General features: G+C 70.5%; 27 protein-coding genes. 13 read left to right on the top strand and 14 right to left on the bottom strand.

The genetic code is table 11. The features are described 5' to 3' along the window. Positions 1-212 precede the first annotated feature (212 nt). The 5 genes from MKK84_RS27735 to MKK84_RS27715 form a co-directional block, all read right to left on the bottom strand. Entirely contained in the window at positions 213-419 is a 207-nt protein-coding gene (locus tag MKK84_RS27735; protein ID WP_243925253.1) for a Trm112 family protein, read from the bottom strand. Positions 420-431: 12 nt separating this feature from the next. Then, positions 432-1,097, bottom strand: coding sequence for an LON peptidase substrate-binding domain-containing protein (locus MKK84_RS27730; RefSeq protein WP_243925252.1), 666 nt, complete (start codon positions 1,095-1,097; stop codon positions 432-434). A gap of 251 nt (positions 1,098-1,348) precedes the next feature. Next, the gene (gene trxA / locus MKK84_RS27725; protein WP_243925251.1) at positions 1,349-2,263 is read right to left on the bottom strand and encodes a thioredoxin; all 915 of its coding nucleotides are present in this window, start codon (positions 2,261-2,263) and stop codon (positions 1,349-1,351) included. A gap of 84 nt (positions 2,264-2,347) precedes the next feature. Next, positions 2,348-2,815, bottom strand: a complete 468-nt coding sequence (locus tag MKK84_RS27720) for a hypothetical protein (protein WP_243925250.1) — start codon at positions 2,813-2,815, stop codon at positions 2,348-2,350. Positions 2,816-2,968: 153 nt separating this feature from the next. After that, positions 2,969-3,946, bottom strand: a complete 978-nt coding sequence (locus tag MKK84_RS27715) for a glutathione S-transferase family protein (RefSeq protein WP_243925249.1) — start codon at positions 3,944-3,946, stop codon at positions 2,969-2,971. A 240-nt stretch (positions 3,947-4,186) separates the two neighbouring features. Between MKK84_RS27715 and MKK84_RS27710 the strand changes: the two genes are divergently transcribed. Then, positions 4,187-4,417 carry a hypothetical protein gene (locus tag MKK84_RS27710; RefSeq protein ID WP_243925248.1) on the top strand — a complete coding sequence of 77 codons (231 nt, stop codon included), beginning with the start codon at positions 4,187-4,189 and terminating at the stop codon, positions 4,415-4,417. Here MKK84_RS27710 and MKK84_RS27705 read toward each other — a convergent pair. Beyond that, positions 4,411-5,373 carry an alginate O-acetyltransferase AlgX-related protein gene (locus MKK84_RS27705; RefSeq protein WP_243925247.1) on the bottom strand — a complete coding sequence of 321 codons (963 nt, stop codon included), beginning with the start codon at positions 5,371-5,373 and terminating at the stop codon, positions 4,411-4,413. The genes MKK84_RS27710 and MKK84_RS27705 overlap by 7 nt on opposite strands. A gap of 73 nt (positions 5,374-5,446) precedes the next feature. On the opposite strand from MKK84_RS27705, the gene MKK84_RS27700 reads away from it, so the two are divergent. The 6 genes from MKK84_RS27700 to MKK84_RS27675 all read left to right on the top strand — a co-directional run bounded on the left by MKK84_RS27700 (position 5,447) and on the right by MKK84_RS27675 (position 10,183). Beyond that, complete coding sequence (locus MKK84_RS27700) at positions 5,447-6,568, top strand: SPL family radical SAM protein (protein ID WP_243925246.1); 1,122 nt, start codon at positions 5,447-5,449, stop codon at positions 6,566-6,568. Positions 6,569-6,593: 25 nt separating this feature from the next. After that, the gene (locus MKK84_RS27695) at positions 6,594-7,112 is read left to right on the top strand and encodes a 2'-5' RNA ligase family protein (RefSeq protein ID WP_243925245.1); all 519 of its coding nucleotides are present in this window, start codon (positions 6,594-6,596) and stop codon (positions 7,110-7,112) included. A gap of 31 nt (positions 7,113-7,143) precedes the next feature. Continuing rightward, entirely contained in the window at positions 7,144-7,902 is a 759-nt protein-coding gene (locus MKK84_RS27690; protein ID WP_243925244.1) for a phosphatase PAP2 family protein, read from the top strand. A 136-nt stretch (positions 7,903-8,038) separates the two neighbouring features. Next, on the top strand, positions 8,039-9,340 hold the full coding sequence (locus MKK84_RS27685; RefSeq protein ID WP_243925243.1) for a Gfo/Idh/MocA family protein: 1,302 nt from the start codon (positions 8,039-8,041) through the stop codon (positions 9,338-9,340). 172 nt (positions 9,341-9,512) lie between these two features. Further along, positions 9,513-9,788, top strand: a complete 276-nt coding sequence (locus MKK84_RS27680) for an AbrB/MazE/SpoVT family DNA-binding domain-containing protein (RefSeq protein WP_243925242.1) — start codon at positions 9,513-9,515, stop codon at positions 9,786-9,788. After that, positions 9,785-10,183, top strand: a complete 399-nt coding sequence (locus MKK84_RS27675; protein WP_243925241.1) for a type II toxin-antitoxin system VapC family toxin — start codon at positions 9,785-9,787, stop codon at positions 10,181-10,183. The genes MKK84_RS27680 and MKK84_RS27675 overlap by 4 nt, the downstream gene beginning before the upstream one ends. Positions 10,184-10,249: 66 nt before the next feature. On the opposite strand, the gene flgH is transcribed toward MKK84_RS27675, so the two are convergent. The 4 genes from flgH to flgF all read right to left on the bottom strand — a co-directional run bounded on the left by flgH (position 10,250) and on the right by flgF (position 13,828). Beyond that, the gene (gene flgH / locus MKK84_RS27670; RefSeq protein ID WP_243925240.1) at positions 10,250-10,999 is read right to left on the bottom strand and encodes a flagellar basal body L-ring protein FlgH; all 750 of its coding nucleotides are present in this window, start codon (positions 10,997-10,999) and stop codon (positions 10,250-10,252) included. 45 nt (positions 11,000-11,044) lie between these two features. Then, the gene (gene flgA / locus MKK84_RS27665) at positions 11,045-12,202 is read right to left on the bottom strand and encodes a flagellar basal body P-ring formation chaperone FlgA (protein ID WP_243925239.1); all 1,158 of its coding nucleotides are present in this window, start codon (positions 12,200-12,202) and stop codon (positions 11,045-11,047) included. A 79-nt stretch (positions 12,203-12,281) separates the two neighbouring features. Beyond that, the gene (gene flgG, locus MKK84_RS27660; RefSeq protein WP_243925238.1) at positions 12,282-13,073 is read right to left on the bottom strand and encodes a flagellar basal-body rod protein FlgG; all 792 of its coding nucleotides are present in this window, start codon (positions 13,071-13,073) and stop codon (positions 12,282-12,284) included. A gap of 14 nt (positions 13,074-13,087) precedes the next feature. Then, a complete protein-coding gene (gene flgF / locus MKK84_RS27655) occupies positions 13,088-13,828 on the bottom strand; it encodes a flagellar basal-body rod protein FlgF (RefSeq protein WP_243925237.1) in 741 nt (246 codons plus the stop codon). A gap of 253 nt (positions 13,829-14,081) precedes the next feature. On the opposite strand from flgF, the gene fliL reads away from it, so the two are divergent. From fliL to MKK84_RS27630, 5 genes are all read left to right on the top strand, one after another. Then, entirely contained in the window at positions 14,082-14,633 is a 552-nt protein-coding gene (fliL, locus tag MKK84_RS27650) for a flagellar basal body-associated protein FliL (protein WP_243925236.1), read from the top strand. Between the two features lie 34 nt (positions 14,634-14,667). Continuing rightward, positions 14,668-15,885 (top strand): flagellar motor switch protein FliM, encoded by a 1,218-nt coding sequence (gene fliM, locus MKK84_RS27645; protein ID WP_243925259.1) that lies wholly within the window; start codon positions 14,668-14,670, stop codon positions 15,883-15,885. Between the two features lie 18 nt (positions 15,886-15,903). Further along, complete coding sequence (locus tag MKK84_RS27640) at positions 15,904-16,422, top strand: DUF6468 domain-containing protein (RefSeq protein WP_243925235.1); 519 nt, start codon at positions 15,904-15,906, stop codon at positions 16,420-16,422. Next, on the top strand, positions 16,419-17,288 hold the full coding sequence (locus MKK84_RS27635) for a MotE family protein (RefSeq protein ID WP_243925234.1): 870 nt from the start codon (positions 16,419-16,421) through the stop codon (positions 17,286-17,288). The genes MKK84_RS27640 and MKK84_RS27635 overlap by 4 nt, the downstream gene beginning before the upstream one ends. A gap of 131 nt (positions 17,289-17,419) precedes the next feature. Further along, positions 17,420-18,019, top strand: coding sequence for a cysteine hydrolase family protein (locus MKK84_RS27630; RefSeq protein WP_243925233.1), 600 nt, complete (start codon positions 17,420-17,422; stop codon positions 18,017-18,019). Between the two features lie 37 nt (positions 18,020-18,056). On the opposite strand, the gene MKK84_RS27625 is transcribed toward MKK84_RS27630, so the two are convergent. The 4 genes from MKK84_RS27625 to MKK84_RS27610 are packed head-to-tail and all read right to left on the bottom strand — an operon-like array spanning position 18,057 to position 22,408. Continuing rightward, a complete protein-coding gene (locus MKK84_RS27625) occupies positions 18,057-19,343 on the bottom strand; it encodes a leucine-rich repeat-containing protein kinase family protein (RefSeq protein WP_243925232.1) in 1,287 nt (428 codons plus the stop codon). A gap of 3 nt (positions 19,344-19,346) precedes the next feature. After that, positions 19,347-19,538, bottom strand: a complete 192-nt coding sequence (locus tag MKK84_RS27620) for a DUF1192 domain-containing protein (protein ID WP_243925231.1) — start codon at positions 19,536-19,538, stop codon at positions 19,347-19,349. A 9-nt stretch (positions 19,539-19,547) separates the two neighbouring features. Beyond that, entirely contained in the window at positions 19,548-20,768 is a 1,221-nt protein-coding gene (locus tag MKK84_RS27615; RefSeq protein ID WP_243925229.1) for a phosphopentomutase, read from the bottom strand. A 2-nt stretch (positions 20,769-20,770) separates the two neighbouring features. Then, a complete protein-coding gene (locus MKK84_RS27610) occupies positions 20,771-22,408 on the bottom strand; it encodes an ABC transporter ATP-binding protein (RefSeq protein ID WP_243925227.1) in 1,638 nt (545 codons plus the stop codon). A gap of 93 nt (positions 22,409-22,501) precedes the next feature. Here MKK84_RS27610 and MKK84_RS27605 point away from each other — a divergent pair, with 93 nt between their 5' ends. Next, positions 22,502-23,893, top strand: a complete 1,392-nt coding sequence (locus tag MKK84_RS27605) for a CoA transferase (RefSeq protein WP_243925226.1) — start codon at positions 22,502-22,504, stop codon at positions 23,891-23,893. Positions 23,894-23,974: the final 81 nt, after the last annotated feature.

The raw sequence follows: 23,974 nt of genomic DNA, 5'->3' as shown, positions 1-23,974 counted from the left end.
CGCCTTTTCCCTTCCCCCTTGCGGGGAGGGGTCAGGGGTGGGGGTGGTTCAGAAGGAAACGCGGCGTTCGATCCTGCGCCCCCCTTACCTCCAACCCCTCCCCGTCAAGCGGAGGAGAGACCCAAGCCGCCACCGATCGGTCAAATACGATAGCTGTCTCGGCGGGAGACGCCGCAAACGCCGCGCGTCGTCCCGCAGAATCCCGCCTCGGCTCAATCCATCAGCGGCCGTGCTTCCTCGGGCAGCATGATCGGGATGCCGTCGCGGATCGGGTAGGCGAGCTTGGCCGAGCGGCTGATCAGCTCCTGGCGGGCAGCGTCGTATTCCAGCGTGCCCTTGGTCAGCGGGCAGACCAGGATTTCCAGGAGCTTCGGGTCGACGCGGGTCGCCTCGACGGGGGCTGTCAGCTCGTTGCTCATCGTGCGTGAAACCTACTGCATCGTCGATTCGGGGCCTGCGCCGCGAATCAGTTCCATCTGGGTGACCGCGATCAGGATCTCGGCCCGGGTCTTCAGGTCGGGGGCTTCCAGCATCGCCTGCTTCTCGCGGACGCCGAACGGACTCATCATGCAGAGGGCGTTGACCAGCGCCTCGTCGGGCGCCTCGTCGATCCCCGCCCAATCCACCTTCAGGTCGTTCGAATCCACGAAGTCGCGCAACGCCTTGAGCACACCCGCACGGTCGACATGCTCCTCGCCCGCGCGGGGCGCGAAGTCCACCGCGAAGGTGTCGTACGAGACGTGGCAGCGCCGGTACAGGCTGGCGGAGGCCAACTCGCTCTCGATGCGGAAACGGCTGACGCCGGTGAGCGAGATCAGGTAACGGCCGTCGCCGGTCTCGGCGTATTGCGTGATCCGGCCGGCGCAGCCGACGCGGTAGAGCTTCGGATTCGTGGCGCCCGAGTTCTCGGGATCCGGCTGGATGATCCCGATGATCCGGTCGGTGCGCATCGCGTCGTCGACCATCGCCAGATAGCGGGGCTCGAACACGTTCAGCGGCATCTGACCGCGCGGCAGCAGCAGCGCGCCCGAGAGGGGGAAGACAGGGATCACCGCGGGACAATCCGCCGGGCCCTTGTAGCTCGATTGGGTGCTCATGGCGCCTCCCGAAGGGACTAAGCAGTGTCGCGTCGGCGGGCCGACGCAACGGTGCTTAGTTTCTTGGCCGCTCGCAGGTTTTGATCGCAAAACCGGCGGCCACTTGTGCTGAACCTGCTTGGGGCGCTGTCCCCGATCGCCGCGCGATCCGGTCCGCCCCAGGGCCTAACTGTGATGCGTTCGCCTGCGCCGAGCTGAAATCTCTTCGGCGAAGAGCGCCCTCACGGGTGCCCCGGTCGCGGGACGACGCCTTACGAGAACAGAAGCGTCGAGAGCTTGCGCCGCCCGCGGATCGTGTCCGGATCCATCACGCCCCAGGCCTCGAAGAATTGCAGGAGCTGCTTGCGCGCCCCGTCCTCGTTCCAGTCCTTGTCGCGCTTGCGCAGCTCGATCAGGTGATCGACCGCCTGTCCGCGCTCGCCCCGGGCGGCCAGCCCCAGGGCAAGGTCGAACCGCGCCTGATGGGCATCCGGATCGGCCTCGACCGCACGCTGCAGGCCGGCGAGGTCGCCCAGCGAGGCGGCCTGCTCGGCGAGCTCCAGGGCGGCGCGAATGCCGGCGAGCGCCGGGTCATTGGCCTTCGCCTCCGGCACCATCGCCATAACCTGCTTGGCGTTCTCGACCTCACCGGCGTCGAGCTGCATCTTGGCGAGGCCCGCCAGCGCCGGCACGTTGTCGGGCTGCTGCTCCAGAACCGCCGCATAGATCTCGGAGGCGCCCGCGAGGTCGCCCTCCTCGATCAGGGCGGCCGCATCCGCGAGCGCGGCCTCGACCGGATCCTCGGCCGGCCCGGCGATCCGCCCGATCAGCTCCTTGATCTGGCTCTCCGGGACCGCGCCCATGAAGCCGTCGACCGGCTGACCCTTCTGGAAGACGATCACCGCCGGGATCGACTGGATGCCGAGCTGACCCGCAATCGAGGGATGCTCGTCGATGTTCATCTTCACCAGGGCGACGGCGCCTGCGGCCTCCTTGACGACCTTCTCCAGGACCGGCGTCAGCTGCTTGCAGGGCCCGCACCAGGGCGCCCAGAAATCGACCAGGACAGGCCGATGCATCGACTCGGCGATCACATCCTGACGGAAGCTCGCGGTGGTCGTATCCTTGATCAAGGAGCCGGTATCGACGGCCGAGGGAGCGCCTCCGGCGAGGCTGTCATTGAGCATCGGTCTGGCTTCGGAACCTTTTTGCTGGAGCCTGTTAAATGGGGCTTGCAGGCCCGTCTGACCAGTCCGGATCGGCGACCCTGCTCAGCGAGCTGGCGGGGAGGCCGGCGCGCCTGCGGCGGCTCTGGCGGCCGTCACGAAGGTCCCCGCGAAGGGGCGCCCATCCGCCGCGCTCGCCTCGCAGGTGATCGCCGTGCGCCCCGGCTCCGGTGTGGAAAAGCGGCAGGCGCCGATCGCCAGCGTCGGGGCTGCGTCCTTGCCGATGGTCACGACGTTGATCGGCTGCAGCGGGTCGGATTCCTCGGTGGCCTCCTGCTGCGCTCCGTTGCCGCTGAAGCCGATCGTCTGGCCGTCCGAGGTGGTGAAGTCGAAGCTCGTGCGGTTGCGGCTCACCGCATTGGTCAGGACGTTGCTGCAGGCGGCGCTCAGATCCTGCGTGCCGATCACGAGCTTCTCGCAGGTCCCCTCGAGCCGCAAGGCCGCCTGGGCGTGCGCGGATGCGGGCAGACTGGACAGGGCGCAGAACAGGGCAAGGCGCAGACGATTCGTCATGGCGTGTCGGGCATCCTCCGGTTGAAGGCCGAACTAGGCTCCGCGCGCCGGCCGTCGAGGCCCACGGCCCGACGGACGGGTGTCGGGCCGCGGGACGAACACGGTCGGGCCCGTGCGCCGAGCGAAGCCGCGCAGCGGTGACGCGGGTTCCGGCTACGCCGCGTATCGCAAGGCCCGGTCGTTGGGCGCGGAAAAATCGAGCTCCGGCCCGAGCGGCACGATGCCGGTCGGATTGATGGTCGGGTGGCTCTCGTAATAGTGCCGCTTGATGTGCGTGAGATCCACGGTCGGCGCGACGCCCGGGAGCGCGTAGAGATCGCGCAGGTAGTTCGACAGGTTGGGGTAGTCCGCGATCCGGCGCCGGTTGCACTTGAAGTGGCCGACATAGACCGCGTCGAAACGCACCAGGGTGGTGAACAGCCGGACATCCGCTTCGGTCAGCCGGGCGCCGCACAGGTACCGGCCGCGGTCGAGGCGCGCCTCCAAGGCGTCGAGTTCCGCGAACAGGGCCTCGAAGGCGTCCGCGTAGGCCGCCTGTGCGGTGGCGAAGCCCGCCTTGTACACGCCGTTGTTCACCCGGTCGTAGATGCGGGTGTTCAGCGCGTCGATCTCGGGGCGCAGATCCTCGGGATATAGGTCGGGTCCGGTGCCGCCGAAGGCGCCGTTCAGCATCCGCAGGATTTCGGCGGATTCGTTCGACACGATCGTGGAGCGCTGCCGGTCCCAGAGCACCGGCACCGTCACGCGGCCGGTATAGGTCGGTTCCGCCGCCAGATAGACCTCGTACAGGCGTTGCGCGCCGTGGATCGGGTCCGGTGTCGCGCCCGGCGTGTTCCCGAACACCCAGCCCTCCGCGCCCATATGCGGATCGACCACCGAGACGCCGATCGCCGCCTCCAACCCCTTCAGGGCGCGGCCGATCAGGGTCCGGTGGGCCCAGGGACAGGCCAACGAGACGTAGAGGTGGTAGCGTCCCGGCTCTGCGGGAAAGCCGCCCTCGCCCGAGGGCCCCGGCGAACCATCGGCGGTCACCCAGTTGCGGAAGCTTGACGCCTTCCGTTCGAACCGGCCGCCCGTGGCGGCGGTGTCGTACCACTGATCGCGCCAGACGCCGTCCACCAGAAGTCCCATCGTCGTATCCCGTCCCGTCGTATCCCGTCCACGCGCGATCCGTCGCTCAGATGGGTCTCGCGGCGTTCGCGGGAAGACGCCGGTCGCATTTCGGCCGATGCGCAAGGCGTTCCCAGCGGCCCGCGATTCCCGCGCAAGGCAGGCTTGCGCGTGCTCTTCTGTTGCAGTGCAGCAAAATGCGCCATCTCTCCATCCGGCGCGGTCGGACCGGCCGAGCGAGACCTGTATGGAGATGGAGTGATGACGTTCGCGCTGGTGCCCGTCGCCGAGGCGGCCCTGTTCACGTTCGGATGCCTGGTGATCCACGCTCTGAGACGCCACGCGGACGTGGTCACGGCGACGCTGGCCTGCCTCGCGACCCTGCTCGTCCTCATGATCGGGATCGCCTACGCTCCGGAATCCTTCGCCAAGTATCAGGCGGCGAGCATCAACGACTTCGCCGTCATGGACACCGCGACCGCGATCTACTGACCGGCTGCCGATCGCGCCTCCAGGCCGCCCTGCCGGATCTGCGCCAGTCGTCCGCCGGTGCCGCGCTGGCCCGCGACCGTGACGTCGAAATCGTCCTTCGGCAGGCGTGCGAGGAACCGCTCCGCCACCTCGAACAGCAGGATGTCGGGGCGGACGCGCTCGATGTAGGGCCAGTCGAGGCCCGACGACCAGACGAAGTGGACCTCGCTGAAACTCTCGGCGAGGAGCCCGGTCAGCATGAACGGGTCGAAATGCGCGCAGGAATCGCCGAACAGGACGAGCCGGCGCGGATCGGCGGTGGGCGTGTCGTTCCGGTAGACGACATGCGCGCCGACATGCACCTCTCGGTCGCGCCCCTCCGCCTCGTAGGTAGCCAGCAGCGGCCCGGTCTCGACCCGGCGTGAATCGCGCTGCAGCATGAACCGCTCGATGCGCTCCCGCGGCCGCTCGCGGAGCTTCTCGCCGAGATCCATCAGCTCGTCCGAGACGATCTGCGGGCGTGCCCCGATATCGGCCGGCGGGATGGCCCCGAGGACCCGCATGATCTCGCGGTAGGCGAGCAGGCAGCCCTGCAGGGTCCAATGGGTGTCGGTGCGCAGGTAGAGCGGCACCGCCCCGCTGCGCGCGGCTCGGAGCGGGGCGAGGAGATCGAGATAGGCGGGGTGACGCGCGAGAAGCCTTGCGAGGCGGCGGGTCGAGGCCTTGGCCGGGTCGTAGCGCAGGCCGTCGGTCCTGTCGTCGTAGACCGACAGCTTCTCGGGTACGATCACGTGGAGGCAGCGGATGCCGAGGCGCTCCGCGCGCCGGGCGCGGGCCCGGATCAGCCGCGCCCAGCCGCGCAGCAGCAGCCAGTGGCGCAGACCGCCGCGATAGCGGTCGAGGACGCGGTTGGTGCCCCCGATGAGAAACAACCAGCCATCGCGGCCGACATGAACGCTCTCCCTGCCTGCAGACATGGCGGTGCTTTAGCCGCACCGCGACCGGGCGACTAGACCGGACCCGCGACGTGCAGCTCCGCGTTCGACAGAGATGCCGTCCTCCCCCGCCCTGGCTCTCGAAGACCCCGTCGAAGCGCCGGTCGGAGCGCAACGCCCGGCTCGCCTGTGGCGCCCGCGCCGGGTGCTGGTGACGCCGGCGGCGCTCGAGCATGCCCATGGCCGGGCGATGCTGGCACGCGCTGAGGCGCTGGGCTTGGCCGTCGAGCGCCTGTCGGCCAATCGCCTGCCGAGCCCGCGCGAGCCGGACCCGCGGCGCGCCTACACGGCCGCCAAGGCGACCCTCGCCCTCACGGTGGCACCGCCGACGAAGCTGCGGCTCCAGCCGATCCCGCCCTCGGCCGACTGGCGCTTCGACCTCGCGGAGGGCTGCCCGGCCCATTGCCAGTATTGCTACCTCGCGGGCTCGCTCCAGGGGCCGCCGGTGACGCGCGCCTACGCCAATCTCGACGCGATCCTGGGCAACCTCGATGCCTATCTGGGGCGCGGCGCGGTGACCTCCGCCTCAGCCGAGCGGGCCCAGGAGGGCACCACCTTCGAGGCCTCCTGCTACACCGATCCGCTGGGCATCGAGCATCTCACCGGCTCGCTCTCGGCGGCGATCCGGCATTTCGGAGCCTGGGATGCGCCGGTGCAGCTGCGCTTCACCACGAAGTTCGCCGCGGTCGCGCCGCTCCTCGACCTGCCGCACAACAGGCGCACCCGCATCCGGGTCTCGGTCAACGCCCGCCCGGCGGCCCGCTACGAGGGCGGAACCGACACCCTCGACGCGCGGCTGTCAGCGCTCGGCCAGATGGCGCGGGCGGGCTATCCGGTCGGACTGACGATCGCGCCGATCCTGCCCGTGCCGGATTGGGAGGCGGCCTACGCCGCCCTGATCCGCGATGCCGCCGACGCGCTGGCTGGCGCTCCGGATCTCGATCTGACCGCCGAACTCATCACCCACCGCTTCACGCCCGGCTCGAAGGCGGTGCTGCGCGGCTGGTATCCGGGCTCGGACTTGCCCCTCGACGAGGCCGATCGGGTGGAGAAGCGCACCAAGTTCGGCACGGTGAAGCACGTTTTTCCGAAGCCGCTGATGCAGGCGATGCGCACCCATCTCACCGAATGCCTCGCCCGGGACTTGCCGGCGGCGCGGGTGCTGTACTGGACGTGAGGGCTCCAGGCGCCATCTCGGCCCGATGCAAGACGCAGCTCCCCTGATCCTGACGCTGGCCTTCGACGAGCCGACCTTCGCGCGCTTCGACGGCGAGCGGCGCCGGTTCTTCCCCGAAAAGCTGAATTTTATCCCGGTTCATGCGACGCTGTTTCACCACCTGCCCGGCGAACGGGAGCGCGGCGTCATCGAGACCATCACGACGCTCGCCCGGACGATGCCGCCGCCGGAGGTCGCCGTGACGGGCGTTCGCTTCACCGGCCGCGGTGTCGCCTATGTTCTTGAATCCGAAGCCCTGACTGCGTTTCGCGGCCGGCTCGCGAAGGCGTTCGAGCCCGATCTCACCGCACAGGACCGGCAGGGCTGGCGCCCGCATGTGACCGTTCAGAACAAGGTCACCCCGGACAAGGCCCGCGCGCTCCACGCAGACCTCCAGGCCGGTTTCGCGCCGTTCCGCTTCACGGCCCCGGCGACGCAGCTCTGGCGCTATCTCGGGGGACCCTGGGAGGCGGTCGCGCGCTTTGCGTTCGGGGAAAACGCCTGATGACCTCCGTCCTGTCCCCGGAGACCATGCCGTGAGAGTCTCCGGCAGCCTGCGGCACAACCGCCTGATCGAGCCCGCCACGGCGGTTTGGCTGCGGCTGCGCCTCAACGAGGTCGGGCCCCTCGTGGCGCTCCTCGGCCTCAGCATCCTGGGCTACGGGTTCTTCTATCTCGCGCACGAGGTCGGCGAGGGCTCGACCGCAGCCCTCGACCGCCGGATCCTGCTGGCTTTGCGCAACCCGGCCGACCTCGCCGACCCGATCGGGCCGCCCTGGCTCGAGGAGACGATGCGTGACATCACCGGGCTGGGCAGCGTCTTCACGGTGTTGTTCCTGACCTGCGCGGTAGCGGCCTATCTCGGCGTCTCCGGCCGGCGGCGGATCGGCCTCTACGTGCTCGGCGCGGTGGGCGGCGGCGAGCTGGTCTCGACGGTGCTGAAGCTCTTCTACCAGCGGCCCCGGCCGGATCTCGTCCCGCACGGCATGGAGGTGTTCACCGCAAGCTTCCCCAGCGGCCACGCCACCATGTCGGCCATCGCCTATCTGACGCTGGCGACCTTGGTGGCGCGGGTGGAACGGAACCGGCGCGCGAAGGCCCTGATGCTCGGCCTCGGCGTGAGCGTGACGCTGCTCGTCGGGATCAGCCGGATCTATCTCGGCGTCCACTGGCCAAGCGATGTGCTGGCCGGCTGGTGCATCGGCGCCGCCTGGGCCTGCCTGTGCTGGTTCGTCGCCCTGCAATTGCAGCGCCGCGGCGAGGTCGAGGCACCGGATCCGCCGCCGGCCGCGTGACGACGCAGCTGTGCGCCGCGGGAAACACCGCACGGCCTGACGGCGTTCAATGAGCGAGCGGGCCGGCCCTCGGCGGTGCGCGGCCCCTCCCCTGGCGCCCCGGCGCGCCATTCCGATCAGCAAGACGGCGAGGCCCATGGCGGACGACACACGGCTTTCTCGACGCACCCTCCTGGCTGCCGGCAGCGCCCTGGCGGGCGCTGCGATCGGCGGCAACGGCGCGCAGGCGGCGCCTCCGGCAGCCGCGGTCCCGGCCGATACCGGGGCGGTGCAGGGCGGGAAGGTGATGTTTCCGAACTGGCGCGGATCGGGCGACCGACCGCCGGCGCCGACGCCCGCTCCGCAGCCTCCCAGTCAGCGGCTCGGCTACTGCGTCGTCGGCCTCGGGCGCCTGAGCCTCGACGAGATCCTGCCGGCCTTCGGCGAGACCAAGCGCGCGCGGCTCGCCGCGGTGATGTCGGGCTCGCCCGACAAGGCCAAGCTCGTGGCGCACCAGTACGGGCTGCCGGAGGATGCGGTCTACGGCTATGACGAATGGGATCGGCTGAAGGCCAATCCGGACGTCCAGGCGGTCTACGTGGTGACGCCGAACGGCGTGCATCGCGACAACGTCGTGGCGGCCGCCGCCGCCGGCAAGCAGGTGCTCTGCGAGAAGCCGATGGCGGTCTCCTCGCAGGAATGCCGGGACATGATCGCGGCCTGCGCGGCGGCCAACGTCAAGCTGATGATCGCCTATCGCTGCCAGTACGAGCCGCACAACCGCGCGGTCATCAAGCTCGCCCGCACCGGCGAGTTCGGCAAGCCCCGCATGATCCAGGCGTTCAACGGTCAGACCACCGGCCTCCCCGAGCAATGGCGTCTGCGCAAGGCTCTGGCGGGGGGCGGCTCGCTGCCGGATATCGGGCTCTACTGCCTCAACACGACCCGCGCGGTGCTCGGCGAGGAGCCCGACCTGATCCAGGCGCAGATCCATTCACCGCCCGACGACCCGAAATATCGCGAGGTCGAGGAGACGGTGAGCTTCACGCTGCACTTCCCCTCCGGCGTGATCGCACAGTGCCTGTCGAGCTACGGTGTCTACGAGGCGCGCAGCCTGACTCTGCACACGAGCAACGCGTCCATCGATCTGCAGAACGCCTTCGCCTACCAGGGCCAGCGCCTCTTCGTCGGCCACCGCGACGGCAAGAACGCGGCCCGGGACGAGCGCATCCTGAGCCCGAAGAACCAGTTCGCCCTGGAGATGGACCACTTCGCACGCTGCATCCAGGAGAACCTGCGCCCGCGCACGCCCGGCGAGGAGGGGCTCCAGGATCAGGTGCTGATGGAGGCGATCTACGAGGCCGCCCGCACCGGCGCCCCGGTAAAGGTCGGCCCGCCGCAGGGCGTCGGCACCGGGCTCGACGTCACCCGCGGGCCGGAGCCGGAGGAGGCGGGCTGAAGGCGCGTCGGGGCGAAGGGGTGAGTCGCGCTGATCACCGCGCCGTTCGAGCCAGTAGGGTCATCGGCGTTAGCGTTGTGGGGTGAGGGCGAGCGCATCGGCCGTGTCGGACAACCGGCTGCCGCAGCTCGAAACGATGTTGTAGGATCAGGCTCGATCTGGAGGCCTCACCATGACGACGTTGACGATCACCGAGCAGGGCCAAGTCACGTTCCAGAGCGACGTGCTGGATCATCTGGGGATCCGGCCCGGTGACAAGATCAGACTCGATCTGTTGCCGAACGGACGGGCCGAGCTGACGGCGGACCAGTCCCAAGGCTCGTGGGACGCACTGCAAAACTTTTTCGCGGGCAAGACGAACGGTAAGCGGCTGTCGATCGAAGACCTGAACGAAGCCATTTCCGATGCGGCCGCAGCGGCGGTTCAGGCCGGTCTGACGAAGGGATGAGGATCACCGTCGATACGAACGTGCTGCTGCGCGTCGTAGTCCCCGGGGATGAGACGCAACAGATGCAGGCGATCGAGGCGTTGAGGGCGGCGGACTCGGTCGCGATCAGCGTCCACGTGCTTTGCGAGCTCGCCTGGGTGATGGAGCGGGCCTACAACGCGCCGCGCGCTGAGATTGCCGCCGCGATCCGGCTGTTCATGAAGACGTCGAACGTGGTGCTGAACCTGCCCGCGGTCGAAGCAGGGCTCGTCTTGCTCGATGCCGGCGGCGATTTCGCCGACGGGGTCATCGCATATGACGGTATGCGGCTCGGAGGTCAGACTTTCGTGTCCTTCGACAGGAAGGCGGTGAAGCTTCTCGCTCAGCGAGGCTTCTCCGCTCAGCTGCTCGGCTGAGTGCGGCGCGCGGTTCGAGCAGGCCGCCTCCCGGACGCCGCCCTGCAACGAGAGGATCGCTCCGCCTCAGAACGGCAGCAGGATATCCACGATCTGCTGGCCGTAGCGCGGCTGCTGCACGTCGGTGATCTGGCCGCGGCCGCCATAGGCGATCCGGGCTTGGGCGATCTTGGCCGAATCGATGGTGTTGTCGGATTCGATGTCCTCCGGCCGGACCACGCCGGCCACCACCATCTCGCGGATCTCGAAATTGACCCGGATCTCCTGCTTGCCCTCGACAACGAGGTTGCCGTTGGGCAGAACCTGGGTGACCACCGCGGCGACGTTGGTCGTCACGGTCTCGGCCCGCTGAACCGAGCCGGCGCCGTCGTTGGCGGTCGCCGAGGTGGCGGCGAGCAACGCCGTGCCGCCCACGCCGAGCGACTTGCCGACCGCATTGTTCTCGAGACCCAGGGCGTTCGGCAGGCCGAAGCTCTCGGTGTTGGCCCGGCTCCGCTTGGTCTCGTTGCTGATGTTGGCCTGATCGGTAACGTTGACCTTCACGGTCAGGATGTCGCCGAGCCGAGCGGCGCGCTGGTCCTTGAAGAAGGCGCGCGAGCCGGTGCGCCAGAGCGAATTCGGCGCGTAGGAGACCGGCTGCACGTCGGGCATCGGCATCCGCACCGGCTTGTAGCCGGGCTGCGTGGTCGGGTCCTCGATCGCCGACAGCGCCGGGGTCGCGCCGACCTGCGAGAGCCGGTCGGCGGTGTTGCAGGCGCCGAGCGCGCCGGCGATCAGCGCGGCGGCGAGCGGCTTCAGGGCGATGCGAGGGGCCATCGGGGACTCTTCCGGGATACTCGTGAACGCGTGCGGAGCGGACGATCAGCGCAAGGAGGCGGTCGCCTGGAGCGGGGCGGCCGCGGCTGCTTGTTGTTGCTGGGGCGCGGGGCCGGGGCCGACCGAGACCCGGCCGGGGCCGATCACGGTCGCCTGCAGGACCTTCTGCGAGGCGGTGTTGACGACGTTGACGACGGCACCGAGCCGCCCGCCCTGGTTGGCGAGGCCGCGCATCGCGAGGCTGACGCTCGGCGTCTCGTACACGATGGTCACGTTCTCGCCCCGGGCGACCAACTCGGGCGGGGCCGTGTCGCTGATCCGGAGCACGGTCCCGGCCGCCAGCGCGTGCTGGGCGACTTCGCCGACGACGGCGCCGGCGTTCGCCTGCGCGTCCGCCGGGACCGCATCGCGCGGCCGGCGTTCCAGGGCGAAATCCCCCTCCTTGACCGCCTCGCCGCGGTCGAGGTTGCGGGCGAGCAAAGCGACCTCGCGCATTTCGAGGACCACGCCGGAGACGCGCAGCGACGCCTGCCGCTCGCCGAGGCTCACGAGCCCCGCAACCCGGCGGGAGCGCGGATCGTAGCTCAGGTCGAGGGCCGCGGCCTGGCCCGCGAGGTCGGCGGGGGCCAGGAGCGTCGGGCCGTCGCCGTCGAACCGGACCGACAGATTGCGCGGATCGAGGCCGTAGCCGGTCTCAAGCCCGCGCTTGAGCGCGGCCTCGATCTCCACCGGGCCGATGCGGCGGGCAGCCCGCTGGACCGCGATCTGCATCCGGCCGCCGGTCTCCAGGCCGGTGAGGCCGAGGGCGGCGGCGGCGTCAAGGATCCGGCGGCTCTGGATCGTCCCGGTGGCCCCCAGCGCGGGCGCGCGGAACAGCGGCCGCGCGGCGAGCGCCGTCGGCGCTTCCTCCACGAGGTCGGCCAGCGTCAGCACGTCGCCACGGGCGGTCACGTCGCCGCGCAGGCGCAGGCCCTCGGCCCGCGCCATGGCGGGGATCGCCAGTGCGCCGAGCGTCGCGAAGGCCAGCACGGCCAGCACCGTCCGGAGCACCACGGCCATGCCGAGGGGCGCGACCCGCGGGCGGGCATGGCGGACGATCGGGCTGAGATCGCTCTCGTCCGCCGCCGTGCTGACGAGCGGCAGGATGGCGGCCTCGAAGGCGGAGTCCGATGAGGCGGGGTCTTGGTGCAGGCCGGCATACATCGTCGGGAACCTGAGGGCTGATTGTCTGATCGGCATCGTCGTCCGCCGGCGGCCGGCGGCCATCGTTCGGGGCGATGCGTTAGCCGCGGAACATCTGCGAGGCGGTCGAGAGCATCTGGTCGGCGGCGGTGACGACCTTCGAGTTCATCTCGTAGGCGCGCTGGGCCGCGATCAACGACGAGATCTCCGTGACGGCGTTCACGTTGGCCTCTTCGAGGTAGCTCTGCTGGAGGTTGCCGAAGCCCTCGGACCCCGGCAGCGCGCTGATCGCCGGGCCGGAGGCGGCGGTCTCCACGAACAGGTTGTCGCCGATCGATTCGAGGCCGACCTTGTTGACGAAGCGCGAGAGCTGGAACTGGCCGAGCGCCTGGGGCGCGGTCTGGCCCGGCAGCGTCGCCTGCACGGCGCCGGTGGCGCTGATCGTCACCGAGGTCGCGGTCTGCGGCACGGTGATCGCCGGATCGAGCAGGTAGCCGTCGCGGGTGACGAGTTGGCCCGTGGCCGAGAGGTCGAAGGAGCCGTCCCGGGTGTAGCCGGTGCGGCCGTCCGGCATCGTCAGCCGGAAGAAGCCCTCGCCGCGGATGGCGACGTCGTAATCCTTCTCGGTCGAGGTGAGCGTGCCCTGCGACATCACCCGGGCCGTCGAGGTCGTCTTCACGCCCGAGCCGATCGCCAGCCCGGCGGGGAGCTGCGTGTTCTGCTCGGAGGTCGAGGAGCCGGCCCGGCGCAAGTTCTGGTAGAGCAGATCCTGGAAATGGACCTGCTGGCGCTTGTAGCCGGTGGTGCGCAGGTTCGCGATGTTGTTGGAGATGACTTGGACGTTCAGTTCCTGGGCCGCCATGCCGGTGGCGGCAGAGTAGAGGGCGCGCATCGCTCAAGGCCCCCTTAGGCGACGTTGGCGAGGCGGCTGATCGCCGAGCCCCGCAACTCGTCGAGGCGCGAGATCATGCTCGACACCATGGTGTAGGTGCGGTTCACGTCCATCAGCCGGGTCATCTCGAGCACCGGGCGGACGTTGGAGCGCTCCAGCGCCCCGGCTTCCAGGCGGCCGTCGAGCCCGGCCGGTTGGCCGGCCTCCCCGGAGGCGAACAGGTTGCCTCCCTCGTTGGTGAGCTGCTGCGGGTTGGCGAAGCTGACGAGCTTGATCCGGCCGCGGATGCCGAGGTTGGTCGAGACCGTGCCGTCCGCTCCGATGGCCAGCCCGGTCTCCTGCGCGTTGATGGAGATCGGGCCGCCGTCGCCCGCGACGGGGTAGCCGTCGCTGGTCACCAGGGTGCCCTGCGGATTGATCTCGAAGGCGCCGTTGCGGGTGTAGCGCTCGCCCTGGGGCGTCTGCACGGCGATGAAGGCCGAGCCCTTGACGGCGACGTTGAGCGGGTTGCCGGTCTGCTCGACCGGGCCCTGGCCGAGGTCGAGGGTGGTGCCCTGGTCGATGACGTAGGAGAGGCGCCGATCCGGGCGCGCGAAGGAATCCGCGCTCGCCACCGGCATCAGGTACTCCTGGAAGCGGGTGCTGCGGGACTTGAACCCGTTGGTCGAGACGTTCGCCATGTTGTTGGCGATCACGTCCAGCTCGCGCTGGAGCGCCACTTGGCTCGATACGCCGATGAAGAGGGCATTCTGCATCGTGAACTCTGGGACTCGCCGCCGCGGTGGCGGCAACGATCCATTCAGCATGCGCCGTGCCAGCGGTGCCAGATCTGATTTTACGAACTGTTTTAAAGACTTAGGTCGGAGTCTGTTGGCCCTGGCGGCAGGTCGCGGCTGTGCTGCGGCAATCCTCGCCCGGCAGGAATTGCCGGCTTAACGGCGCGTTAACCCTGATGCTTCGATATCGGGCCGTACCCGAGCGCGGATATCCGCGAGAGAGCATTATTCCATGGCCAAGACGCCCAAGAAGGCCTCTGCCGAGGAGGGCGAGGCCGGAGCCGCCGCCGCCCCGAAGGGCAAGAAGAAGCTCATGATCATGGTGGCCGCCGCGGTCTTGCTGCTCGGCGGCGGCGGGGGCGCCTTCCTGATGATGGGCCGCGGCGGACATGGCGACGGCGCGGAGGCTGCCGGGGATTCTCACGGGGGCGGGCATGGCGGTGGCGACAAGGCCGGCACGGACGGCAAGAAGCCGGTGGTGTTCGTCGAAGTCCGCGAGATGATGCTGAACCTCAGCGCCGATCTGCCGCAGGACAAGACCAAGTACGCCAAGGTCCGCCTCGCCCTCGAACTCAAGGATGCCAAGGTCGAGGAGGAAGTGAAGCCGATGATGCCGCGCGTCGAGGACGCGCTGCAGGTCTACATGCGCGAGTTGCGCCCCAGCGACCTGACCAGCTCGCTCGGTCTGTTCCGGCTGCGCGAGGAGCTGCTGCGCCGCGTAAACATCGCCCTCTATCCGGCCCGGGTCGAGGCGGTGCTGTTCAAGGACGTGATCGTCCAGTGACTCAACCCCTTCCCGTCACCGTTTCGGCGCACGCCTGATGGAACCCGAGGACGAACTCCCCGAGGACGACTGGTCGGCGGCTCTGCTGGAGCAGGGCGCCGAGGGCGGCGACTCGTCGCTCGCCGAGGAATGGGGCGCGGCGCTTGCCGAGCAGGGCACCACGCGCAGCGCCGGAGACGTCGCCGCCGAGTGGGCGACGATGATCGAGGACGGGGAGAGCGACAACCTCCCCGAACTCGCCGGCAACGACCGGGTGCTCAACCAGGACGAGATCGACGGCGTCCTCGGCTTCTCCATGCGCGAGCTCTCGGCCTCCGGGGCCGGGGGCGTGCAGGCCATCGTCGATTCGGGCGTCGTCCAGTACGAACGCCTGCCGATGCTGGAGATCGTCTTCGACCGGATGATCCGGTTGCTGTCGACCTCCCTGCGCAACCTGTTCCAGGACAACGTCGAGGTCACGCTCGACAACATCACCTCGGTCCGATTCGGCGACTACCTCAATGCGATCCCGCTGCCGACCCTGCTCGGCGTGTTCCGGGCCGAGCAATGGGAGAATTCCGGCCTCGTCACGGTCGATTCCAACCTCGCCTACGCGACTTTCGACCTGTTGCTCGGCGGCAAGCGCGGCGGCACGTCGAGCCGCCTCGACGGGCGGCCGTTCACCGCCATCGAGATGACGCTGGTGCGTCGCTTGGTGGAGATCGTGCTGGGCGACCTGGAGATGTCGTTCCAGCCACTCTCGCCGGTGACCTTCGGCATCGACCGGATCGAGACCAACCCACGCTTCGCCACGATCACGCGGCCGGGTAACGCCGCGATCCTGATCAGCCTGCGCCTCGATGTCGACGGGCGCGGCGGCATGCTGCAGATCCTGTTCCCCTACGCCACGATCGAGCCGATCCGGGAACTGCTCACCCAGAGTTTCATGGGCGAGAAGCTCGGCCGCGACCACGTCTGGGAGGGCCACCTCGCCACCGAGATCTGGCAGGCCGACGTGACCATGGAGGCGGTTCTGCACGAGATGATGCTGCCGTTGAAGCAGGTCATGAACCTCAAGGTCGGCGAGACGCTGATGTTCGACGCCAAGCCGTCGGATCTGATCACCGTGCGCTGCGGCGACTGGGCTCTGACGCAGGGGCGGATCGGCCGGGTCGACGGCCACATCGCCGTGCAGGTCACCCGCCCGCTGCGGCGCTCGCGCACGACCATCCAGGCCTACGAGGCCTCGATGAACAACCGGTCGGACAATTAGGGTGTTGAGGGTGCCGTCATGAGTCTCTTCGTCACCCTCGCCGCCGACATCCTGGTGGCGGTTCTGTTGGCGGCGACAATCGTCACCTCCCTGCGGCTGTCGCGCCGGATCGGTCAGCTCAAGGGCGACGAGGCGGCCCTGCGCCAGACCATCGGCGACCTGATGGTGGCGACCGGCTCGGCCGAGCGCGCCATCGCGGGCCTGCGCGCCGCCATCGACGATGCCGACCGCACCCTCAATGCCAGCCTGGATTCCGCGGCTGCCCGATCCGCCGAGCTGAAGCTGCAGGTCGAGGCCGGCGAGACGGTGGTGACCCGCATCGGCGCCATCGTGGCGCAGATGCGCGCGGTGCCGGCCCGGCCGGAGCCCGCGCATGTGCCTGTCCCTCCCCCGCAGGTCGTGACCGAGCCCGAGGTTCAGCCTCTGCGTCGACCCGAGCCGTCGAGCCCGAACGGGGAGCGGCTCGGGGCCGCCGCCGCGGCAGCACTGGCCATGAGTGAGCGCGCGCTCGCCCGCGTCCGGGCGCGCGCCGCGTGACTGGAGTCAAAGCTCCGAAGATCCCGCCGCCGAAGCCGGATCCCGAGGCGAAGATTCGCCGCGCCGGCACGGCGCTGCGGAGCGCGCCCCCCAAGCCGGTGCGCGCCAAGCCGGCATCGACGAGGCGGCTGCGCCTCGTCGATGCCGTGGCGCTGGCGGCGGCGGGGCTCCTCGTCCTCAAGCTGCTCAGCCTGATCCAGGTCGGCCTTCCGGAGAGCGGCGCGCTGCCGGATTACGGACGGGCGGTGGCCCGCGCCCGCACCGGTTTCGACGTCCCCGACCCCGTCACCACGGGCTCGGTGGGCGGCAAGGAGGAGAAGGCCGCTCCCGCCGAGAAGCCAGTCGAGAAGCCCCCGGAGGCGCCGCCCGCCGCACAGGGCCCGGCCTCGCCCACAGAGCGCGTGCTTCTGGAAAAGCTCGGTGCCCGGCGCGACGCCCTGCGCGAGAAGAGCGACGAGCTGGATCTGCGCGAGAAAATGCTGGGTGAAGCCGAGCGGAAGCTTGAAACCGGCCTCGGTGATCTCAAGAAGGCCGAGGACAAAGTTGAAACGGTCGCCAAGGCGAAGGAGGATGCCGAGAAGCAGGGGCTCAAGAACATCGTCACGATGTACGAGTCCATGAAGCCCAAGGACGCCGCACGGGTGTTCGACCGGCTGGGCCACGACGTGCTGGTGCCGATCGTGCTGGCGATGAACCCGCGCAAGATGGCCGAGGTACTGGCCGTGATGCAGCCCGAGACCGCCGAGCGCCTGACCGTGGCGCTGGCCAATCGCGCCCGCGGCACCGGCGGCGCGCAGGCCCAGGCCGGCGCCGGACTCCCCGCGGGCGAATTGCCGGCGATCGATCCGGGGGTACCGGGGCGGTAGCATCACGCGTCGCGCCGACAGAGCCCGCGGTACACCTTTGACCGGTGGTGCCGATCCGCCGGCGCGGTATAGCATCCGGCGTCATCGCGCTGGCCGCCGCGCTTCCTGAGCGCCGCCCTGGGAGATCCCGAATGTCCGAACTCGCAACCCTGCGCGGCCTGTCGGGCCTCAGCCCGGAGCCCCCTGCCCTGAAGGGCTCGGCGCTCGTGCTCATCGATCTGCAGCAGACCTACCGCGAGGGCATCATGCGCCTCGACGGCGTCGAGCCCGCGATCCGCGAGGCGGCGGATCTGCTGGCCCGGGCGCGCGCGGCCGGTATCCCGGTCTTCCACATCCGCCACGATGCCGGGCCGGGCTCGCCCTACGACGTCACCGCACCGATCGGCCAGATCAGCCCGGAGGTGGCGCCGCAGGGCGACGAGCCGGTGATCACCAAGGCTTATCCGAGTTCCTTCGTGGGTACGGATCTCCAGGCGCGGCTGGAGGCGGCGGGCGTGAAGGACCTCGTCCTGGCCGGCTTCATGACGCATATGTGCGTGAATTCCACCGCCCGCAGCGCCTTCAACCTCGGCTTCCGCCCGACCGTCGTGGCCTCCACAACGGCGACGCGGGACTTGCCCGGGCCGGACGGCTCTGTGGTGCCCGCCGCCCAGCTCCAGGCGGCGAGCCTTGCCGCCCTCGGCGACCTGTTCGCCGTGGTGGCACCCCGGCAAGCCGATATTCCGGACTGAGGCTATCGGGCCGAGATCCGAAGGGCGGCGGCGGGGCTCAGCTCGCTATCCGCGCCAGCGCGGCAGCCACCTCCTGCAGGGTAGGCCGCAGGGCCGGGTCGGGCTGCGTGCAGCTCCGTTCCAGAGATCGCAACTCCGCGGGCGGCGCATCGCAGCGGTCGAGCAGCTCGCTGAGCAGGATCCCCATCGCCCGCGCCTCGATCCGCGCCAGCGCCGCGCCGTCTGGCCCGGCCGGCAGCGCCGAGGCGGCGCCGAAATCGCTGAGCACGGCCGCGCCGGTTCCGGCCTCCCAGAGCGTGTTGTGCGCGTAGAGATCGCCATGGAGCAGGCCGCGCCCGTGCAGGTGGGCCGCCGCCGCCGCAACGGATCGCGCGATCCGCAGGGCCCGCTCCGGATCGAGCTTGAGATCCGGAGCGTAGACGTCGCGGCTGCAGCTCGCGAGGCTCGGCGGCCCGGCCAGCACGCGCCAATCCGCTGGGAGAAGCCGGAGCAGAAGCCCCTCGGCCCCACCGGGATGGCCGTCGAGCCGGCCGAGCGCCCCGGTCAGCGCCGGATGCGTGCCGGCGGCGAGGCAGGCTTCCATCTCGCGCGCGGGCCGGCCGTCGCTCGTCATCGCGCCTTTGAACAGCTTCAGCGCCACGGCCTGCCCGCGCCAGACCGCCCGGTGGACCCGGCCCGAGGCCCCCTCTCCCAAGAGCTCACCGACCTCCAGTTCCGCCCACGGCACCCGCGCCGCCGGGGTCGGTTCCGTCACGGGCTCGGCGGGGTTGCCCGCATAGGCGATCCAGGCAAGGCGCGGCAGGCGCGTCAGCCAGGGCGGCAGCGCGTCGAGCCGGTTGCAGGCGAGCCGGATCAATTCGAGGTTGTCGGCTGCCGACAGGCTGTCCGGCGGCGTCGAGAGCCGGTTGCCGGCCAGCATCAGTTTTTGCAGGCGCGGCCGTTCCCCGAGCGCCGTCGGCAGGGTCTCGATCCGATTGTCGGTGAGAATGAGCCAGCGCAGGTCGCGCGGCAGCGCCTCGGCCGGCACTTCGCGGATGCCGCAGCCACGGAAGCCGAGCTGGCTCAAGCTCGGGCAATCGCCCAGCACCGGCGGCAGGCGTTCGAACGGGTTGCCCGAGGCGAACAGCACCCGCATCCGGTGCAGCCGCCCGAGATCCGCCGGCAGGTCGGTCAGGCTGCCGCGGCCGAGGTCCAGCACCTCCAGCGTGTCGGCCAGCGCGAAGACCTCCGGAGGCACCTCCGTCAGCCCGTCCGGCAGGCGCAATTCACGCGCGCCAACGAGGTCGCCGCGTCGCAGGGAAGCGAGCGTTTGGGTCCGGTCCAAGCCTCAGCTCCGCTTGAAGAAGGCGTCGGCCGCCCCCTGCGCCGCTTGCTTGGCTGCCCGTGCCGCCTCGATCCGGGCGATCTCCGCCCGCAGGAGCGCGACGCGTTCGTCGAGATCCGCCAGCGACAGGGTATCCAGCGGCTGGCCGATCTCGTGCGCGACGGCCTTGCGCGGCCGGTCGTCGTCGTCCCGCATCGTGTCCTCCTACAGGAAGGGTGTTCCGGCGCCGTCCCAGGGCAGGCCGAGATGGGCCGCCACCGTGGCGCCGATATCCGCAAGGCTGTCCCGCCGGCCGATGGAGCGGCCGGCCACGCCGGGGCCGAAGGCCAGGACCGGCACCTGCTCGCGGGTGTGGTCGGTGCCGGCCCAGGTCGGGTCGTTGCCGTGATCGGCGGTGATGAGCGCGAGATCGCCGGGCCGGAGTGCCGTCCTGATCTCGAAGACCCGGGCATCGAACGCTTCGAGTTCGGCGGCGTAGCCCGGCACGTCCCGGCGGTGGCCGTGCTCGGTGTCGAAATCCACGAGGTTGACGAAGATCAGGCCGCCGTCCGGCAGATCCTTCAGGGCGTCGAGCCCCGCCGTGAGGCAGGCGGCGTTCGGCCCCGGCTTGAGCTCCCGGCCGGTGGCCCGGTGGGCGAAGATGTCGCCGATCTTGCCGACGCTCACCACGGCGCGGCCCGCCGCCTCGGCCCGGTCGAGCAGCGTGACCCCCGGAGGCTCAACCGCGAAATCCTTGCGGTTGCCGGTGCGGCGGAAGCCCGCCCCCGCCGAGCCCACGAAGGGCCGGGCGATCACCCGGCAGACCCGGTAGGGGTCGCACAGGCGCCGTGCGAGGCGACAGAGGTCGTAGAGCCGCTCCAGACCAAAGGCCTCCTCGTGGGCGGCGATCTGAAAGACGCTGTCGGCCGAGGTGTAGCAGATCGGCCGGCCGGTCCGGACATGCTCGGCGCCGAGTTCGTCGATGATGGCGACGCCGGCCGCATGGCGATCCCCCAGGATGCCGGGCAGGCCACCCTCCGCGATCAGCGCCTGGGTGAGTTCGGGCGGGAAGGCCGGCCGCGTCTCGGGAAAGTGTCCCCAGGGCTCCAGCAGGGGCAGGCCGGTGATCTCCCAATGGCCCGACGGCGTGTCCTTGCCGGCGGCCGTCTCCACGGCATGCCCATAGGCGCCTTCGAGCACACCCACGGGTGCAAGACCGGGCGGGATCCGGCCCGAGGCGCCGGCGGCGGCCAGCCCGAACCCGAGGGCGGCGAGGTGCGGCAGGTGCAGCGGCCCGGTGCGGAGCCCCGCCCGGTCGCCGCGTCCGGCCGCGCAGGCTTCCGCGATGTGGCCGAGCGTGTCGGAGCCGGCATCGCCGTAGGCTTCGGCATCCGGCGCGCCGCCGATCCCGACGGAATCGAGGACGATGAGCAGCGCACGGGGCACGGTCAGGCGGGCTCCAGCTCGGTCGGCGCGTCGCTGTCGAGCGCGAAGGCGGCCTTGAACAGGGCCCGGGTGTAGGCGGTCTGCGGATCGGAGAAGATCGTCTCGGCGGGGCCTTCCTCGACCACGCGGCCGTTCTGCATCACCATCACGTAGTTGGCGAGCGCCCGCACCACCTTCAGGTCGTGGCTGATGAACAGGTAGGCGAGGCCACGCTCCCGCTGGAGGTCGCGCAGCAGCGTCACGATCTGCGCCTGGACCGAGCGGTCCAGCGCCGAGGTCGGCTCGTCGAGCACGACGAAGCGCGGGTTCAGCACGATTGCCCGGGCGATGGCGATGCGCTGGCGCTGGCCGCCGGAGAATTCGTGCGGGTAGCGGTCCATGGCGGCCGGGTCGAGCCCGACATCGGTGAGCGCCTTTGAGACCACGGCCCGGCGCTCGGCCCGCGAGCGCACGGCGCCCTGCACCACCAGCCCCTCGGCCACGATATCGGCCACCGACATGCGCGGCGAGAGTGAGCCGTAGGGGTCCTGGAAGACCACCTGCATGTCTTTTCGCAAGGGCCGCATCTGCGCAACGGAGAAGCCATCGACGGTCTGGCCCAGGAACACGATCGGCCCTTCAGAGGCGGTCAGCCGCAGCAGGGCGAGGCCGAGCGTGGTCTTGCCGGAGCCGGACTCGCCCACGACCCCCACGGTCTCTCCGGCACGGACCTTGAGCGAGACCCCGTCCACCGCCTTGACGTGGCCGACGACCCGCCGGAGCAGGCCCGCCTTCAGGGGGAACCAGACCTTGAGCGGCCCGGCTTCGAGCAGCGGCGCGGCATCGGGCGGGATCGGGTTGGCGCGGCCCTTCGGCTCGGAGGCGATCAGGCGCTGGGTGTAGGCGTGCTGCGGGTTGGCGAACACCGCCCTGGTCTCGCCGGCCTCCACGATCTTGCCCTTCAGCATCACGCAGACCCGGTCGGCGATCCGCTCGACGATGCCGAGATCGTGGGTGATGAACAGCATCGCCATGCCGAGCCGCTTCTGCAGGTCGGCGAGCAGCGCCAGGATCTGCGCCTGGACGGTGACATCCAAAGCCGTGGTCGGCTCGTCGGCGACGAGCAGGTCCGGCTCGCAGGCCAGCGCCATGGCGATCATCACCCGCTGGCGCTGACCGCCGGAGAGTTCGTGCGGATAGGCGCCCATCCGGCTTTCCGCGTCGCGTAGGCCGACGAGATCGAGGAGTTCGAGGATCCGGCGCTTGGCCGCCTTGCCGGTGAGCCCGCGGTGGAGGCCCAGCACCTCGCCGATCTGCCGCTCGATCGTGTGGAGCGGGTTGAGCGAGGTCATGGGCTCTTGGAAAACCATGGTGATGTCGGCGCCGCGGACATCGCGCATCGCGCGTTCCGGCAGGCTCGTGAGGTCGCGGCCCTTGAACAGGATCCGCCCGCCCTGGCGCGCGGCCCCGTCGAGCAGCCGCAGGATCGCCAGCGCCGTCACGGACTTGCCGGAGCCCGATTCGCCGACGAGCGCCAGCGTCTCGCCGCGCCGGATGGTGAAGCCGATGCCGTCGACCGCCCAGGTCTCGCCCTCCCGCGAGCGGAAGGCGACGGACAGGTCCTCGACGGCGAGGAGCGGCTGGGATTCATCCAACGTCATGCGGCTCCTTATAGCGCGCCGGGCCGGCGGCCCTAGTCTATCCTGCTGCGAAGAAGGTCCGCCCGGCCCAGGCGGATCGCGCGGGAGATCGCGATGACGGATGGCGCCCACGCTTTCGCGGCCCGGATCTGGCAGGCGCTCGACGGACCGCCCGGCGCCCTCGACACGCTGCATGTCACCGGGACCGGCGCCCTGCCCTCCGCCTTCGCGGTGAGCGATCTGGCGGCCGGCTCGGTCGGGGCGGCCGCGCTGGCGCTCGCGGAGGTCGCGGGGCTGACCGGTGCGGTCACCGTGGACCGGCGTCTCGCGTCGTTCTGGTTCGCGCGGTCGCTGGAGCCCGAGGGCTGGCGCGTGCCCGACCCCTGGGATCCGGTCGCGGGCGACTACGAGACCCGGGACGGCTGGATCCGGCTCCACACCAACGCGCCCCACCACCGGGCGGCGGCCGAGCGCGTGCTTGGTCCGCAAGTTGATCGCGCCGGCATGGCGCGGGCGGTGTCGGGCTGGGCCAAGGCCGAGCTGGAGGCCGCGATCCTGGCCGAGGGCGGGTGTGCCGCCGAGATGCGCGGGCTCGCCGACTGGGCGGCGCATCCGCAGGGCCGCGCGGTGACGACCGAGCCGCTGGTGCATGTGGACCCGGGCGTCGGACGATCCGGATCGCCGTCTAGATCTCTTTGGACACCCCAGCCCGGGCGTCCGCTCGCCGGCCTGCGCGTGCTCGACCTGACGCGGGTGATCGCCGGGCCGGTGGCGACGCGTTTTCTTGCGGGTTTCGGGGCGGATGTGCTGCGGATCGACCCGCCCGGCTGGAACGAAGCCCCCATCGAGCCGGAGATGACGCTCGGCAAGACCTGTGCCCGACTCGACCTGCGCCGCGACGCCGACCGGGGGACCTTCGAGGCGCTGCTCGCGGGGGCGGACGTGCTGGTCCACGGCTATCGGCCCGGAGCCCTGGACGGCCTCGGATATGGTGCGGAGGCTCGGCGAGCCCTGGCGCCGGGTCTCGTGGAGGTCTGCCTCGACGCCTACGGTTGGACCGGCCCCTGGGCCGGGCGGCGCGGCTTCGACAGCCTCGTGCAGATGAGCACCGGCATCGCGCAGGCTGGGCAGGAGTGGCAGCAGGCCGCCAAGCCGGTGCCGCTGCCGGTCCAGGCCCTTGACCACGCGACCGGCTACATGATGGCCGCGGCGGCTCTGCGGCTGCTGGCGCGCCGGCTCGCCGATGGGTCCGGCGGCGTGGCGCGGCTCTCCCTCGCCCGCACGGCGGCGCTGCTCGTCGAGGCCGGTTCGGCTGAGCCCGAACCCCCCTGCCCAGTCGTCGCGCCGGAGGATCTCGCGCCTGCGATCGAGGCGACGTCGTGGGGGCCGGCGCGGCGGCTGCGGCCGCCGGTGGTGATACCCGGCGTCCCGATGCGCTGGGCGCGGGCGGCGCGCCGCCTTGGGGACGATGCGCCGACCTGGTCAGCCGACGGCGTGGCGACCTGATGGAGCCGTTTCGCGGCGCGTCTCGTGCTGGGTCCCGGGACGCATTCCGCTGACGCTGCATGCGCCCGGGAAAGAGCGTCG

Source organism: Methylobacterium sp. E-065 (genome assembly GCF_022829605.1).
Classification (GTDB): Bacteria; Pseudomonadota; Alphaproteobacteria; order Rhizobiales; family Beijerinckiaceae; genus Methylobacterium.
The sequence above is the reverse complement of the archived record's forward strand: the minus strand, read 5'-3'. Positions and strand labels throughout refer to the sequence as shown.